The organism is Sulfitobacter sp. SBS6 (assembly GCF_048285585.1).
GTDB classification, from domain to species: Bacteria; Pseudomonadota; Alphaproteobacteria; order Rhodobacterales; family Rhodobacteraceae; genus Sulfitobacter; species Sulfitobacter pontiacus.
In genome coordinates this window covers 254,979-269,233 of the sequence record NZ_JBLWBA010000008.1, presented here as the reverse complement: position 1 = coordinate 269,233, position 14,255 = coordinate 254,979, and the positions used below count along the sequence as shown (strand labels likewise).

Here is a 14,255-nt window from a genome sequence, read left to right as displayed (position 1 = left end):
GACGAGATAAAGTAGGCGGCCCCAATATCTGTGTCGCCGTCGGGCCACGACCCGAATGCGCCGTCCAACACCTGCTCTGTTGTGATGGACTTCTATCCCAGCATTAACCCGCGCCCATCCAGCGTGGCCTGACGATCAGCCAGCACATGCTGGATTTGGTAGACCTGCCCCAAGAGGTGCTGAATACCTATTTTCCCTCTTCTGCCGCTTCGGAAAGCTGTTGCAGGATGATAAATTCATCATGAAATTTACCCTCCAAGCGACGGAGTGTATCCGTCTTTGACAAACATCGGCTAGTACATGGCCGTGCCGCGTATTCCGCTACAAGCGGTGAACGTTATCTGAGCGGCACATATACAGACAGGGCGGCAATGCACCGGCCCCATCCCCATGGGTCGTACATGGGAGGTTGCACCGTGAAATCCCCGCCGCGCGCGTGATCCTGCACTGTCATTCGGCGTATGGAACGGCTTTGGCCAGCCTAGAAGAAACCACCCTGCTCCCGATCGATAACAACACCGCGCGGTTTTGGGGGCGGGTCGGATATAATCTGGAATTCAACCTAAATTCCGACAGCGCGTCAGAGGGAGCCCACCTTACGCAAGCGATGGGGGACAACACCGTTCTGGTCATGCGCAACCACGGCTTCACAGTGACACGCGCAACCCTCGCCGACCCATTCGAAGATCTCTACTTTTTTGAAAAAGCGGCCCAAACGCAGATGCTTGCGTTTTCATCGGGTAAGCCTTTGGCGGTACTCAGCGACGATATTGCAAAAGCCACAGCGGAAGGCTGGAAATCCTATCGCGGCATGGCGCAAACGCATTTCAACTCTCTTAAATCAGCGCTTTGAAGATCCTTCCGTCAAACCGCCAAAGCCCCCTGAGCCAGTCGTTCGACAGCGCAGGGATCAAAGCCTGGGGTGAAGGCGGGCGACATGCCTGCAATCATCCCTGTCGCAAGAGTTAATGCGTCCAGGCCCCGCGGCGCCCTGTGGCGAAATTCTCGCCATAGCCGCCGGCGCGGACATTTGCGCGGCGTTTGTTGGGGTCTTGCACCAGCGCGTCGATATTGTGATCGCGGGCGTATTCCACCGCTTCTTCCTTGGTGGCGAACTGCAAACGCACCTGCGTTTGCGTGTCCTTCGACGAGGTCCAGCCCATCAACGGGTCAATCTCGCGCGCGTGCTCTGGGTCGAATTCCAGCAACCAGACACGGGTTTTGGCCGTGCCAGAGGACATGGCAGTTCGGGAAGGCTGATAAATACGCGCGCGCATAGCTGAATCTCCGCTGTGATCAGGCGGTTTATCAGCCAAATACGGCCAAGGATCAAGGCATCACAGTGATTTGTGCCGAATTCGCGTTACATATGCTGCGGCGCAGCATAGACTAACCTTATGCAATCGGAGCACCTCTCATGAACCCCCTGACCCTGATGACGCTCAATGCCAACCTCGCCAAGCTGATGATCGACACCCAAGCCGTTATGACGCTTAGGCTTTTGGGGATGGCCGGTGCCCTTCCCCAGACCCGCGGAGAGAACGCCCGAATGGTGAATGAAAAAGGCCCCGCCATGACCAAAGCCTATCAGGCGGCCACCAAAGCCGCCTTTGCCGGGGGCACGCCCGACCAGATTTTTTCGGCCGCGATGGTGCCGGTCAGCAAAAAGGTCCGTGCCAACCGCAAGCGACTGACCAAATAAGCCTGCGACGAAAGCGACATATGCGCGTCGCGCAAGGCTGTGCCCCTTGAACCCGCGCGAAAACATGACACCTTAGGGAACACCCCCAAAGGACGATGTTATGGCCTACGCCCACTCTGACAGTCTGCCCGAGCGCAAAGACGCCTATCTTGCCAATCCCGCGCCCAACGTGCGCGAACGCCCCAAGCTCGAGGGCGGCAAGAAGTTCAAGCTGGCGACCGAATTCGAACCCGCAGGCGACCAGCCCACGGCGATCAAGGAACTGTCTGAAGGGGTGCGGTCGGGCGAACGCGATCAGGTGCTTTTGGGGGCCACGGGGACAGGCAAGACGTTCACGATGGCCAAGGTGATCGAGGAAACGCAGCGCCCCGCGATCATCCTCGCGCCGAACAAGACGCTGGCGGCGCAGCTATACGGCGAATTCAAAGGGTTCTTCCCCGACAACGCCGTGGAATATTTCGTCTCATACTACGACTACTACCAGCCAGAAGCTTATGTCGCGCGGTCCGATACCTTCATCGAGAAGGAAAGCCAGATCAACGAACAGATTGACCGGATGCGCCACTCTGCCACGCGGGCGCTGCTGGAACGCGATGACGTGATCATCATCGCGTCGGTGTCGTGCATCTACGGGATCGGCTCGGTCGAGACCTATGGCGCGATGACGCAGGACCTCAAGACCGGCAACAACTATGACCAACGCCAAGTGATCGCAGACCTGATCGCGCAGGCGTATAAACGCAATGACGCCGCCTTCCAGCGCGGCACCTTCCGCGTGCGCGGCGACAGCCTTGAAATCTTTCCGGCCCACCTTGAGGACCGCGCATGGCGTCTGTCCTTCTTTGGCGAAGAGCTGGAAAGCATTACCGAATTCGACCCTCTGACGGGTGAGAAGACCGGCACTTTCGACCAGATCCGCGTCTATGCGAACAGCCACTATGTAACGCCGAAACCAACGATGAACCAAGCGGTGATCGGCATCAAGAAAGAGCTGCGGATGCGGCTGGACCAGCTTGTCGCCGAAGGGAAACTGCTGGAAGCGCAACGGCTTGAACAGCGCTGCAACTTCGACATCGAGATGCTTGAAGCCACCGGCGTCTGCAACGGGATCGAGAACTATTCGCGCTATCTCACGGGCCGCGCCCCCGGAGAGCCGCCCCCCACGCTGTTCGAATTCATCCCCGACAACGCGATTGTCTTTGCAGACGAAAGCCACGTCTCCGTGCCGCAGATCGGCGGGATGTACAAAGGCGACTACCGACGCAAATTCACGCTGGCCGAACACGGGTTCCGCCTGCCCTCCTGTATGGACAACCGCCCCCTCAAGTTCGAGGAATGGGATGCCATGCGCCCGCAGTCGGTCTTTGTCTCGGCCACCCCCGCCGCGTGGGAAATCGAACAATCCGGCGGTGTGTTTACTGAACAGATCATTCGCCCCACCGGCTTGATCGACCCCAAGATCGAAATCCGTCCTGTCGAGATGCAGGTTGACGACTTGCTGGACGAGGTGCGCAAGGTCGCCGCCGACGGCTATCGCACGCTCTGCACCGTGCTGACCAAACGCATGGCCGAAGACCTGACCGAATACATGCACGAACAGGGCATCCGCGTGCGCTATATGCACAGCGATATCGACACGATCGAACGCATCGAAATCCTGCGCGACCTGCGACTTGGCGCTTTCGACGTGCTGATCGGGATCAACCTTCTGCGCGAAGGCTTGGACATTCCCGAATGTGGGCTGGTGGCGATTCTCGATGCGGATAAGGAAGGGTTCCTGCGCTCGGAAACCTCGCTGATCCAGACCATCGGGCGGGCCGCGCGGAACGCCGAAGGCCGCGTGATCATGTACGCCGACCGGATCACCGGCTCGATGGAGCGTGCGATTGGCGAAACCGACCGCCGTCGCGCCAAGCAGTTGGCCTATAACGAAGAACACGGGATCACGCCGACAACGGTCAAGAAGAACGTCGATGATATCCTCGCCGGTCTCTACAAAGGCGATGTGGACATGAGCCGCGTCACTGCCAAGATCGATAACCCGCTCGCAGGCGGCAACCTGCAAACCGTGCTCGACGGGCTACGCACCGATATGCGCAAAGCGGCCGAGAACCTCGAATTCGAGGAAGCCGCACGCCTGCGCGACGAGGTCAAACGGCTCGAGTCCGTCGATCTGGCCATCGCCGACGATCCGATGGCGCGTCAGTACGCTGTCGAAAAAGCCGTCGACGACGCGCAAAAGGCGTCGGGCCGATCAACCGGCGGTCGCGGCGGGATGCGCGGTGGCAAATCCCGCTACGGCGGCAAAAAGCGCTAGGCAGCGCGTCTAGTCATCCACCTCGTCCGGCAACCCATCATGGTCGGTCGAGGCCATCTCCTCCAGCTCGTCCTCCGACATGCTGTCGTACATATCTTTCGACGCGCCTTGCAGATCCTTGACCTTGGTCTCGCCCCGCTTGGCAGACAGGGCTGCACCGGCGGCGCGTTGTTGGGCTTTCGATTGGGCTTTCATCGCTGTCTCCTGTCAGTTGGATGTAGCGGCACAACCCGTCCACCCGCCCGCAGTTCCCCTGCTACGGCTTGGCGCATAATTATTTTCATGCGCCCGTTGCAAGGTGATTGCTTTGCACCCGCACCCACCCCACATTCGGAGTCTGCGCTTTATCCGGAGGATCCCAAATGCGCCTGATCGCCCTTGCTACACTGGGCCTGACCGCCCTCTCTGCCCCCGCCTTTGCCGATGAGACAACCGGCACGATCCTTGCTTATGACCGCCTTGCGAATATCATCGTCCTACAAGACAAATCATCCTGGACGCTGGATGCCAAAACCCTTGTCCCGTCCGACCTGATGGCCGGCGATAAAGTCACGCTGACCTTCGCCTCCGACGGCGACAACGGTGCGAAACCCGCGACCAAGCTGACCCGCAACTAAGCCCTATCCCATAACAAAAGCGCCCCCTGACCAAATCAGAGGGCGCTTTCTGCGTTCAAACGATCAAACGATCAAACGATCAAACGATCAAACGATATCAGTCATCTGCGGGCGGAGTAACCTCAACGCCGGGAACGGTGATCGTTTTCTCTTCGGTGGTCACTTCAACGTCCGGAACTTCAACGTCGACCTCTTCTTCAGTCACGGAAACCGAACCGGTCTGCGCATCAAACTCGGGCAGGTTGCCGCCTTCGACGGACACATCAACATCCGGCAGCGCGCCTTCTTCAGTCTGATCGATATCGATGAAAAAGATCGCGAATGCGATGACCAGAATTGCGGCAAGGCCTGCGATTACTGCTGTAGAGGTCTTCATAGTATTTCCTTCCAAATTCACTTGCCGTTCTAGGCGATGCAAGGGCAACTCGGCGAAACGGGAAATGGTTCCAGTAACATTTTCGGGAACATCTGGGCCGAACGGGAAGTTGTGACTCCAGACAGTAATGCAGATTACAACCCAGGAGCTTTACAATGGAATTCGGCCTTCTCGGACTCATTATCCTGATCGCAGACATCTACGCGATCTATCAAATCTTCACCTCCGGCGCTTCGGGGCTTGCGAAAATCCTCTGGATTCTCGGCGTCCTGATCTTCCCGGTCGTCGGCTTTATCGTATGGCTGATCGCTGGCCCACGCGGCGGCAGCGTCAACGTCTAAGCGACGCACACAGGATTTGACAAAGGCCCGTAGCATTGCTGCGGGCCTTTTCGCATGCCGCCCCCAAGTTCTGTAAGTAATTTGTTAAGCATGACGCGCCAAGCTACCCGCCGAAAGGGTATCCCATGCGCTACTGGCCGATCCTTCTGCTTGGCTTACTGCAGCTTCCCACCCCTGCACAGGGCGGCGCGTGGCTGCGCGAAAAGGGCACGGGCTTCACCTCCACCACGGTAAACGTCACACGCAACTACGACATCTCGGAAAGCACCTTCATGGAATATGGCGTGCGCGACGACCTGACCCTGGGGGCAGAGGTCGGCTTTCTCGCCAGTTCCATCGGCCTGCAATCGGGATTTGCGTCGGTTTTCCTGCGCCGCCCATTAGGCCGTCGCGACCGCCCTAACGTCTGGTCGGCAGAGCTGGGGTTCGGCGCGGCATGGGTGGGGGATGCGGTCTATCCCAATGTCAAAGCGGGGCTGTCTTGGGGCCGCGGCTATACGCTGGGGCAGAAACACGGCTGGGTGACCATCGACAGCTCCCTCGCGTGGGACATCTACCTGCAAGAGCATCTCGCCAAAGTCGACGGCACCATAGGCATCAACTTCGGCGACCGGTTTTCGGGAATGCTGCAAATCTACTATGCTTCGACCTCTGCCGCCGGTGCCACCTCTGTCACGCCCTCTATCGTCATGCGCCCGCTGAAAAGCCGCCCCGATATCCGCTTCCAGATCGGGGCAGAGACGTTGATCAACGACACCTCCAACCCCGCGCTAAAACTCTCGCTCTGGCGCGAGTTCTAGCGTTTATCCATGCGCGCCTGCATGAAGATCGATCCTTTGACGCTGGTGCTCCAGACCAGATGCAGCAGATCACGATCCGCCCCCTGATCCGTCAGCACATAGGGCACGCTGTATTGCGCCACATTCGATCCGTTGCGCACCGGCCCGTCCATCGTGATGCTATCCACCGCAATCGCCCACCCGCCGAACGGAAAGCGGTCGGCAATATCCACCACCCAGGTCTTGGCCAGACTGGCTTCGGTATGTTCAACCTGCACAGGGTTCGACACCGGATTGTGGATGCCGTGGAACGAATTGCCGGTCATCTCGATATTGCGCATGCGCGAGAAATCCATATCGGCAAAGCTGGTATCGATCCGTTCGACCCGATCAATGAACCCGTTGATGCTGCGGAAGCGGTTGTCGTTGATTGTCAGCCCGTTGATCACATGACCCGCCCCATGGGGCTTGATCACGATATAGCTGAACCACGGGGCCACCTCGCCCGACAGAAAGATATTGCCGCTGATCGACAGGGAGCTGAAAGAATACTCGCTGCTGTAGTCCGGCGCGGGGTCTTGTTCGTTGGTCCATTCGACAAAGCAATTGTCGATATAATTCCCGCTGACCACGCTCGCCGTGTGCTGCGCCGCAAGGATCAACCCGGCAGAGCGGACGCCGTTCTTGACCGTATCCCCCTGAAAGAAGTGGTTCCCCGTGACGATATTATTCTGCCCCGCCAGCAGCGCAAAATGCCGAAAGCGCGTGGCACGGTTGTCGCGAATCTTGACGTCATTGGCGTTGCAGTTGATCGCGATCGTGGTCCGGTCCGGCACGTCCAAGGCATCCTCGGCGGACAGGAACTGGCAACGGTCCACGAACATCCCCTGACAGCCCCCCCCGATCGACGTGATTCCCCGATCCTTCGGGCGCGAGATAAAGCAGTCCCGCACATGGAAAATCGTCCCCGATGGCGCAAGGTTGATGGCACTGGCCACGTTGTTGCACTGGAATTCGATGTCATCCAGAACGAATTTTCTCAGCTGGCTGTAGTTGCTGAAATCCAGCAGATACTGGAACCGCGTAAAGGTAAAATTCTGCGTCCCCGCCGCATCATACAAAGGCGCGTTCAGGGTAATCTCCTGCGTGGCGACGTTCTTGGCGCGCACATAAATCTCGCGCCCTACCCCATTGCCCGTGATCAGCGCCCCCACAGGCACATTCGCCACATTCACCACATTTGTCAGCTTGCGCGCATCCGAGGGCGAATAGCTGGCTTGCGAGGTCACCGTGACCGTATCCCAATCGCCATTCGTGGCCGCTTCAAACTGGCCGTTGCGGATCACCCGCCGCGTGGCATAGCTGCTGCGTTCGGGCGTCGCAGCCTGCATATCGATCGGGCCGGTCACGTTCACCTTGCGCCCACCCAGATCCAGCGATTCATGATCCGCATTGTTCAGCAACGCCTGAAACGCCTTGCGAAAGGCGATCTCTTCATTTCCGAACGCCTCGATATAGTTCGGCAGATCAAAGTTGCGGCGCAGCAGCAGGATCGCGCTGGCGGGCATGGTCACCGTCCCCTCAAACCGCGTCGGCGCGTCAAAGGTCACGTCCCCGTTCAGCAGATACGTCCCGCGCGGGATCAACACGCTGCGCCCCTGCGCATCCGCATTCGCCGCCACAAAGGCCGCCGTATCATCGGTGCTGCCATCCCCCACCGCGCCATAATCCCGCACGTCCACCTGTGCCAGCATGTCGCGCAGAAAGACGCTCGTCACATCCTCGATCTGCAAATCGTCAATGCGAACGACCCCGCCATTCTGCCCCGTCAGGTCCAGCCCGAAATGCCCATAGACCGGCGCGTTGCCCCAGACCATATCGACCCCGCCGCGCAGCCCCGACCCGACAATCGCGCTGACCTCGACCACCTCGCCATAGCTGGTCAGCGTCACAGCCGGACCGGCCTCGACCAGCCCGCCCGCGCGGCTGCCATTGCCAAGCGCCGGATACCCCGCGATCCGCACCGACGGTAGATTCCCACTGATCGCCTTCACCCGCGCCGTAATCCGCAGATAGCACCCCGGCAAAAGTGGCGTTTGCCCCATATATCGCAGCTTTTGTGTGGATTGCGTTTTTATCAGCTCAAGCGCCCCGCCAAAGTCCTGATCCGCAGGGATAAACGCCGCATTTATGGCATTGGCATAGGTATCAGACCCCGCCGTGCCATCCCCGCTTGAATACACATCCAAGCCTTGCGCAAATGCCGCAGGTGTCAGTAGCAGACCGTCCGTGATTGCCTTGTTCATCGTCATCCCCTTCGTCGGGTTGCGATGTCGCCCCCCATGAATTGCAAAACTCCGGCGCTTGGCCGGCAGGGGGAAAGATTTATGCACAAAGAGTTAACCACGCCTAACCGCAGCGTACGCCGCAGGCGGTCACATGAGCGTGCCAAAGATGTCGCGCCTGTCAGGCAGAAACGCTTGGCGCATCCAGCAGTTGAACGGCGGCAATACGCCAGCCCTCGGGCGTCTCAACCATCTGATAATCCAGCAAATAGGTAAATCCTTTCAGGTCCGTGACCTGAACCTTCTGCCACTGCGCACCGGCGATCTCGCGCAGATCCAGAAACCGCACCTCGGCATGTTTCCAGACCATCGGATAGCCCGTGGTCACCATACGTTTAAAATTCTCGGTAGATTGAAACATCATCTGCAGATTGGGGCTCGCATACGCGAAGGCACCCTCGAAATCATCTGCCTTGAAAGCGTCGAACTGGCCTGTGATCGTGCTTTCGATATCCGTCTGCTGCGCCATGGCACCAAACGCCGTCGCAAAGGTCAAAACCATTCCGAAAAAGGCCGAAAGAACCGCGCCACGCATGAGAATGCTCCCTATGATGTGTTGAACTTAACCTAAGCCACGCACATCATAGGGCAATAGTTTCACGCCGTGGTCAGCTTGCCCGCCAACGCGTCGTCGATCAGGGCGACCGTTTCATCCACGCCATACAGCGCGATGAACCCACCGAAACGCGGCCCTTGGCTGGCGCCCAGCAACACTTCGTAAAGCGCGGTGAACCAGTCGCGCAGCGGGTCGAAACGCTCTTTCCCGACGGCGAAAACCATCGTTTGCAATGCCTCGGCATCCAGACCGCCGTCCCATGTTTTCAGCTGGTCCCGCAGGTCTTCCAAGGCTTCCCGCTCGAGCTCGGAAGGGGCGCGGAACACTTTGGCGGGCTTCACGAAATCATTGTAATAGCGCACCGCATGCTCGGCCGCCGCATCCATACCGGGGTTGCCTTCGGGCGTCGCATCCGGCGCATACCGCTGGATAAAGCCCCACAGTTGCGACTTGTCCTCGGCCGAGGAGACCGACGCGAGGTTCAGCAACATCGAGAAGGGCACAACCATATCCGACTTGGGCACATCGCCCCCGTGGATATGCCAAACGGGGTTATTCAGCTTGCCCTTGTCGTCCTGCGTTTCATAGGCGCGCAGCTGCTGGTGGTATTCGTCGACCGCCTTGGGAATCACGTCGAAATACATGCGCTTGGCCGTCTTGGGCTTGAGATACATGAAATACGACAGCGATTCCGCGCTGGCATAGGTCAGCCATTCGTCGATGGTCAGACCATTGCCCGAAGATTTGGAGATCTTGTGCCCGTCCTGATCCAAGAACAGCTCATAGGTGAAATGCTCGGGTGGGCGGTTGCCCAGAATACGGCAGATCTTGTCGTAGATCGGCGTGTTGGTGCTGTGATCCTTGCCGTACATCTCAAAGTCGACATCAAGGGCGGCCCAACGGGCACCAAAGTCGGGCTTCCACTGCAACTTCACATTGCCACCGGTCAGCGGCAGGGTCATTTCGGTGCCGTCTTCATCGTCGAAGGTGATCGTGCCTTCCTTGGCGTTGACCGCTTTCATCGGCACATACATCACCCGCCCTGTTTCAGGGTGGATCGGCAGGAAGATCGAATAGGTCTGCCGACGCTCCTCGCGCAGCGACTTGAGCATCACTTCCATGATCTCGTCATACTTCTCGGCGGCGCGCAAAAGCACCTCGTCGAACTTGCCTGAGCCGTAGAATTCCGTGGCCGAGATAAACTCGTACTCGAACCCGAAGGTATCCAGAAAACGCCGCAGCATCGCGTTGTTATGCGCGCCAAAGCTGTCGTATTTGCCGAAAGGATCGGGCACCGATGTCAGCGGGCGCTGCAGTTGTTCTTCCAATGCGGCGGGGTCGGGCACGTTACCCGGCACCTTGCGCATCCCGTCCAGATCGTCCGAAAAGCACACCAGCCGCGTCGGAATGTCGCTGATCTGCTCAAATGCGCGGCGGATCATCGTCGTGCGCGCAACTTCGCCGAAGGTCCCGATATGCGGCAGACCCGACGGGCCATAGCCGGTCTCGAACAAGACGTACCCCTTCTCGGGGGCCTTGTTTGCATAGCGTTTCAACACCCGACGTGCTTCCTCGAACGGCCACGCTTTACTGGTTAGGGCTGCTTCACGCATCTGCGACATGTCATCAATTCCATCATTTTCACCCCGCACCCAATGCGCGCAGGCAGCCCGTACCTATTGCGTCCCCGTAGGCCCGTCAATAATCTGCAGATCAACGGAATGACCGAACGGAAATGCGCATGAATGACGACACCTCCCTCACCCTCAGCGCGCAGGATTGCCTTGTCGCCGTGATGATCGCGGTTTCCGCATCAGACGAGGACATCCGCACCACCGAATTGCTCAAGATCCAGACGGCTGTAAACATGCTCCCCGTCTTTTCCGGCTATGACGTGGACCGCATCAGCTCTGTCAGCTCGATGGTGTTCGACCTGTTCGAACAGGAAGACGGGCTGGATGCCCTGTTCGGCCTGATCAAGGGCGCGCTGCCCGACCGGCTGAACGAAACGGCCTATGCGCTGGCCTGCGATGTGGCCGCCGCCGACGGCACGTTGGACGAGGCCGAATTGCGTCTGCTGGAAGAAATCCGCTACGAGCTTGACCTCGACCGCCTGCACGCCGCCGCCATCGAACGCGGTGCCCGCGCCCGTCACGTCAAATAGGCCGCGTCACCGCGATCAAAGAGAGGCCGAATCCGCAGCCACATGGAACGCCCCCCAGCGTTCGATCAGCCCTTGCTGCAACCGTTTGGAGCGCCCGTTCCACGCCCGCCCCCCCTCGGGGCGTTCGCGCTGCGCGCGGGTCAGCGTAGCGCGACGTGGCATATCGGCGGTGAACACGGCAAAGGCCATCACCCGCCCGTCCGGTGCCGTCAGATACCCCGCCAAGGCCGAGACAAAGTTCAACGTGCCGGTCTTCGCCTCCACTTTGATCGGGTGATCCTGCACGGGCCGCCCCTTTGAATCGCGCAGGAAAATCGACTTGAGCAACGGTTTCAACGTGCCCGATCCATAGACCCGCACCAGCGCCGTCACCATATCCTGCGCGGTCACGCGGCTGTCTTCGCCCAACCCCGAATGGTCCACCAGCGCGGGTGCATCCATGCCCAGATTGGCCTTGGCCCACACGTTCATCTCTGCCGCGGACGCGCGCAGTGACGCGGGCGTGCCCGTGCGGTAAACCGTGGCGGACAGCCCCGCCATCTCTGCGATCAAGTTATTAGAATACTTCAACATATCGCGCAGGATATCGCGCAGCGGCGCGCTGGAACGGGTCACCAGCACCTCGCCCTCGGGCAAGCTGGTGATCAACGCCATGTCGCGCAGACGGATGCCCTGTGCCCCAGCCAACGTCTTAAAGATATCGCCCGCATACAGCCCCGGCTTGCGCACCGGCAGCCAGCGCGACCCACCGTTGCCCAAGGCACTTTTCGCGACGCTCCAGTCATCGCGGGTGCCTGCGTCACGATAGGCAAAGACCGGCGCACTGCGGTCGCTGATCTCCATCGCGGCCATCGCCACGTCAGGGCGATAAGACCCCGACCGCCCGTCCATCAGCACCGAATAGCTGCCGTTCTCGCGCTTCCATTCAAAGTGGACGCGGTTAAAGTTCAGCGCCAGCCCTGACACAGCGGGGTTATAGCCCACATGATCCGGCTGATCCGCATCAATCAACGGGAAGACCGGCAGGCTGCGTTCGTAAATCTTCAACCCGCCTTTGACGCCGATAATGCCCGCCGCCTTGAGGTCATCGGCCATTTTGGCCAGCCCGTCCGTATCCAGCGTCGGATCGCCCCCGCCCACAAGGATCAGATCGCCCTGCACTTCGCCATCCACAATGCCACCGGTCGCCATGATGCGCGTCTGGAACTGATGCGCCGCGCCCAGTGTATCCAGCGCGTAAAGCGCGGTAATCGCCTTGGTCACGCTCGCCGGGGGCATCCCGTCAAGCGGGCCGTTCTGTTCCAGCACCGCACCGGTTTCCGCATCCGCCAGACTAAAGGTCACAGCCCCGTTCAACCGCGCCTTGTCGATCAGCTCTTGCGCCGAGGGGATCGCCTGCCGGAACAAATCGTCCCCGCGCAACACGGGGCGCAGCGATTGAGTTGGCGGTGCCGCAAAGGCCGCCGGAGCCACAACAGCCGCCGCAGCGGTACTCAGAAACAAACGACGGGATAAAACAGTTTTCATGGGGCGACTTAAACCTGACAGGACAGAGCGACACAAGCGCTTGCAAATCACATTTTCATGGGCGGGGGCCCATGCTAACTGACAAGACATGCAACGCGTTATTTTGATCATGTTTGTCGCCATGTCACTGATTCCCGCAGGCGACAGCGCGGGCAAGATCCTGACCTCACAGCTTGGCGTGGCCCCCGTTTTTGTGGCGTGGTCGCGGTTTGCCATCGGGGCGCTGCTGCTTGTGCCCTTCGCCCCGCCGCAAACGCGCGCCCTGTTCGGCAACTGGCGCATCTGGGTCCGTGCCGCCATCCTGTGCGGCAGCATCACCTGCATCCAGACAGCACTCGTGACCGAGGACGTGGCCAATGTCTTTGCCGCCTTCTTTATCGGTCCGCTGCTCAGCTATGTGTTGGCCGCGCTCTTTCTGCGCGAGGCGATATCGCTTCAGCGCAGCGCGTTGATCGTGGCGGGGTTTCTGGGGGTGCTGGTCGTGGTCCGACCGGGGCTTGAACCCAGTGCGGGGCTGCTTTGGGCGCTGACCGCGGGGACGCTTTATGGCGTGTTCCTCACGATGTCGCGCTGGCTGTCGCATCTGGCCCCGCCCCTTGCGCTGACCTTCAGCCAGCTGGTGATCAGCGGGCTGCTGCTTTTGCCGCTGGGGCTGGTCTATTTCCCGCCGCTGACCGGCCCTGTCCTGGGGCTGAGCCTCGCAAGCGCGCTGTGTTCGATGCTGGGCAACCTGCTGATGTTATACGCTTATCGCATGGCCCCTGCGACCAAGGTAGCGCCGCTGGTGTATCTGCAACTGCTGTCCGCCGTGGGGCTGGGGTGGCTGGTGTTTGGCGCATGGCCCGACGCGCTGACATGGGCCGGCATGGCGATGATCCTAGGGGCGGGTATCGCCTCTGCCAGATTGCGCTGACCATTTGCCCGCGGCCCGGATCGCGCTTGAGCTGACATCGACCATCGGGACGTTCACGAAACACCACGCGGGGGCCGGTGCCTGCCCCAAGAGCTGGCTTTGCCGCCCCGAAATCCGGTAGGGGGCATAAAGCGTCGCGGCGTGGCTCATCCGTGCTGATATGCGCTGGCCGGGCCGTGCAAGCACCCCTAGGGGCACTGTTTCCATGATCTGCCGCCAGTCCTGCCACAGGTGGAACTGCGCCAGATTATCCGCCCCCATCAGCCAGACGAAGCGCACACCGGGATAGCGGGCCCGCAGCGCGGCAAGGGTTTGCGCGGTGTAGCGGGTGCCAAGATGGGCCTCGATATCGGTGACCTCGACCCGCGGGTGCTGCATCACCTCGCGCGCGCGGGTCAAACGGGACGCCATCGGGGCCGGCCCATGCGCCTTGAGCGGATTGCCCGGGCTGACCATCCACCACACCCGATCCAGCCCGAAACGCTTGATCGCCTCGCGGGTGATATGGGCGTGACCCTCGTGCGCCGGATCAAACGACCCGCCAAGCAGCCCGATCACCTGCCCCGGGGGCGCATATGGAAATGGATAACCCAACGAAAACGGCCCCCGATATACATC

General features: G+C 60.0%; 16 protein-coding genes. 8 read left to right on the top strand and 8 right to left on the bottom strand.

The genetic code is table 11. The annotated features are described in order from the left end of the window. Positions 1 to 409 precede the first annotated feature (409 nt). The gene (locus ACNQ62_RS15030; RefSeq protein ID WP_418095178.1) at positions 410 to 853 is read left to right on the top strand and encodes a class II aldolase/adducin family protein; all 444 of its coding nucleotides are present in this window, start codon (positions 410 to 412) and stop codon (positions 851 to 853) included. 112 nt (positions 854 to 965) lie between these two features. On the opposite strand, the gene ACNQ62_RS15025 is transcribed toward ACNQ62_RS15030, so the two are convergent. Then, positions 966 to 1,277, bottom strand: a complete 312-nt coding sequence (locus ACNQ62_RS15025; protein ID WP_005851432.1) for an ETC complex I subunit — start codon at positions 1,275 to 1,277, stop codon at positions 966 to 968. Positions 1,278 to 1,417: 140 nt separating this feature from the next. Between ACNQ62_RS15025 and ACNQ62_RS15020 the strand changes: the two genes are divergently transcribed. Beyond that, positions 1,418 to 1,702 carry an antifreeze protein gene (locus ACNQ62_RS15020; protein ID WP_418095177.1) on the top strand — a complete coding sequence of 95 codons (285 nt, stop codon included), beginning with the start codon at positions 1,418 to 1,420 and terminating at the stop codon, positions 1,700 to 1,702. Between the two features lie 100 nt (positions 1,703 to 1,802). Beyond that, a complete protein-coding gene (uvrB, locus tag ACNQ62_RS15015) occupies positions 1,803 to 4,019 on the top strand; it encodes an excinuclease ABC subunit UvrB (protein ID WP_037964938.1) in 2,217 nt (738 codons plus the stop codon). Positions 4,020 to 4,028: 9 nt separating this feature from the next. Here uvrB and ACNQ62_RS15010 read toward each other — a convergent pair whose 3' ends face one another. Beyond that, the gene (locus ACNQ62_RS15010; RefSeq protein ID WP_005851426.1) at positions 4,029 to 4,214 is read right to left on the bottom strand and encodes a DUF3008 family protein; all 186 of its coding nucleotides are present in this window, start codon (positions 4,212 to 4,214) and stop codon (positions 4,029 to 4,031) included. Positions 4,215 to 4,381: 167 nt separating this feature from the next. Between ACNQ62_RS15010 and ACNQ62_RS15005 the strand changes: the two genes are divergently transcribed. Then, the gene (locus ACNQ62_RS15005) at positions 4,382 to 4,636 is read left to right on the top strand and encodes a hypothetical protein (RefSeq protein ID WP_005851424.1); all 255 of its coding nucleotides are present in this window, start codon (positions 4,382 to 4,384) and stop codon (positions 4,634 to 4,636) included. 97 nt (positions 4,637 to 4,733) lie between these two features. Here the strand turns inward: ACNQ62_RS15005 and ACNQ62_RS15000 are convergent, their stop codons facing one another. Further along, on the bottom strand, positions 4,734 to 5,012 hold the full coding sequence (locus tag ACNQ62_RS15000; protein WP_260004827.1) for a hypothetical protein: 279 nt from the start codon (positions 5,010 to 5,012) through the stop codon (positions 4,734 to 4,736). 155 nt (positions 5,013 to 5,167) lie between these two features. On the opposite strand from ACNQ62_RS15000, the gene ACNQ62_RS14995 reads away from it, so the two are divergent. Then, the gene (locus tag ACNQ62_RS14995) at positions 5,168 to 5,353 is read left to right on the top strand and encodes a PLDc N-terminal domain-containing protein (protein ID WP_005851419.1); all 186 of its coding nucleotides are present in this window, start codon (positions 5,168 to 5,170) and stop codon (positions 5,351 to 5,353) included. Between the two features lie 125 nt (positions 5,354 to 5,478). Then, entirely contained in the window at positions 5,479 to 6,153 is a 675-nt protein-coding gene (locus ACNQ62_RS14990; protein ID WP_418095176.1) for a hypothetical protein, read from the top strand. Here ACNQ62_RS14990 and ACNQ62_RS14985 read toward each other — a convergent pair. The 3 genes from ACNQ62_RS14985 to ACNQ62_RS14975 form a co-directional block, all read right to left on the bottom strand. Further along, positions 6,150 to 8,438: a glycosyl hydrolase family 28-related protein gene (locus ACNQ62_RS14985; RefSeq protein WP_418095175.1), complete on the bottom strand. Its 2,289-nt coding sequence runs from the start codon at positions 8,436 to 8,438 to the stop codon at positions 6,150 to 6,152. The two genes, ACNQ62_RS14990 and ACNQ62_RS14985, sit on opposite strands and share 4 nt — an antisense overlap. Before the next feature lie 160 nt (positions 8,439 to 8,598). Then, the gene (locus ACNQ62_RS14980) at positions 8,599 to 9,012 is read right to left on the bottom strand and encodes a DUF4864 domain-containing protein (protein ID WP_418095174.1); all 414 of its coding nucleotides are present in this window, start codon (positions 9,010 to 9,012) and stop codon (positions 8,599 to 8,601) included. Between the two features lie 62 nt (positions 9,013 to 9,074). Beyond that, positions 9,075 to 10,655, bottom strand: a complete 1,581-nt coding sequence (locus ACNQ62_RS14975; protein ID WP_418095173.1) for a lysine--tRNA ligase — start codon at positions 10,653 to 10,655, stop codon at positions 9,075 to 9,077. Between the two features lie 119 nt (positions 10,656 to 10,774). Here ACNQ62_RS14975 and ACNQ62_RS14970 point away from each other — a divergent pair, with 119 nt between their 5' ends. Further along, positions 10,775 to 11,197 (top strand): tellurite resistance TerB family protein, encoded by a 423-nt coding sequence (locus ACNQ62_RS14970; RefSeq protein WP_037944901.1) that lies wholly within the window; start codon positions 10,775 to 10,777, stop codon positions 11,195 to 11,197. A gap of 15 nt (positions 11,198 to 11,212) precedes the next feature. Here the strand turns inward: ACNQ62_RS14970 and ACNQ62_RS14965 are convergent, their stop codons facing one another. Next, entirely contained in the window at positions 11,213 to 12,724 is a 1,512-nt protein-coding gene (locus ACNQ62_RS14965; protein WP_418095172.1) for a D-alanyl-D-alanine carboxypeptidase/D-alanyl-D-alanine-endopeptidase, read from the bottom strand. Between the two features lie 88 nt (positions 12,725 to 12,812). Here ACNQ62_RS14965 and ACNQ62_RS14960 point away from each other — a divergent pair, with 88 nt between their 5' ends. Next, the gene (locus ACNQ62_RS14960) at positions 12,813 to 13,637 is read left to right on the top strand and encodes a DMT family transporter (protein ID WP_180828680.1); all 825 of its coding nucleotides are present in this window, start codon (positions 12,813 to 12,815) and stop codon (positions 13,635 to 13,637) included. Here ACNQ62_RS14960 and ACNQ62_RS14955 read toward each other — a convergent pair. Continuing rightward, entirely contained in the window at positions 13,602 to 14,231 is a 630-nt protein-coding gene (locus tag ACNQ62_RS14955; protein WP_082896064.1) for a nicotinate-nucleotide adenylyltransferase, read from the bottom strand. The genes ACNQ62_RS14960 and ACNQ62_RS14955 overlap by 36 nt on opposite strands. Between the last annotated feature and the right edge of the window lie 24 nt (positions 14,232 to 14,255).

Excerpts from the sequence above, each read along its gene's own strand:
- ACNQ62_RS14970 (WP_037944901.1), top strand. The coding sequence starts at position 10,775 with ATGAATGACGACACCTCCCTCACCCTCAGCGCGCAGGATTGCCTTGTC.
- ACNQ62_RS15000 (WP_260004827.1), bottom strand. The coding sequence starts at position 5,012 with ATGAAGACCTCTACAGCAGTAATCGCAGGCCTTGCCGCAATTCTGGTC.
- ACNQ62_RS14965 (WP_418095172.1), bottom strand. The coding sequence starts at position 12,724 with ATGAAAACTGTTTTATCCCGTCGTTTGTTTCTGAGTACCGCTGCGGCG.
- ACNQ62_RS15005 (WP_005851424.1), top strand. The coding sequence starts at position 4,382 with ATGCGCCTGATCGCCCTTGCTACACTGGGCCTGACCGCCCTCTCTGCC.
- ACNQ62_RS15020 (WP_418095177.1), top strand. The coding sequence starts at position 1,418 with ATGAACCCCCTGACCCTGATGACGCTCAATGCCAACCTCGCCAAGCTG.
- ACNQ62_RS14980 (WP_418095174.1), bottom strand. The coding sequence starts at position 9,012 with ATGCGTGGCGCGGTTCTTTCGGCCTTTTTCGGAATGGTTTTGACCTTT.
- ACNQ62_RS14960 (WP_180828680.1), top strand. The coding sequence starts at position 12,813 with ATGCAACGCGTTATTTTGATCATGTTTGTCGCCATGTCACTGATTCCC.
- ACNQ62_RS14995 (WP_005851419.1), top strand. The coding sequence starts at position 5,168 with ATGGAATTCGGCCTTCTCGGACTCATTATCCTGATCGCAGACATCTAC.
- ACNQ62_RS15025 (WP_005851432.1), bottom strand. The coding sequence starts at position 1,277 with ATGCGCGCGCGTATTTATCAGCCTTCCCGAACTGCCATGTCCTCTGGC.
- ACNQ62_RS15010 (WP_005851426.1), bottom strand. The coding sequence starts at position 4,214 with ATGAAAGCCCAATCGAAAGCCCAACAACGCGCCGCCGGTGCAGCCCTG.
- uvrB (WP_037964938.1), top strand. The coding sequence starts at position 1,803 with ATGGCCTACGCCCACTCTGACAGTCTGCCCGAGCGCAAAGACGCCTAT.
- ACNQ62_RS14990 (WP_418095176.1), top strand. The coding sequence starts at position 5,479 with ATGCGCTACTGGCCGATCCTTCTGCTTGGCTTACTGCAGCTTCCCACC.
- ACNQ62_RS14975 (WP_418095173.1), bottom strand. The coding sequence starts at position 10,655 with ATGTCGCAGATGCGTGAAGCAGCCCTAACCAGTAAAGCGTGGCCGTTC.
- ACNQ62_RS14985 (WP_418095175.1), bottom strand. The coding sequence starts at position 8,438 with ATGAACAAGGCAATCACGGACGGTCTGCTACTGACACCTGCGGCATTT.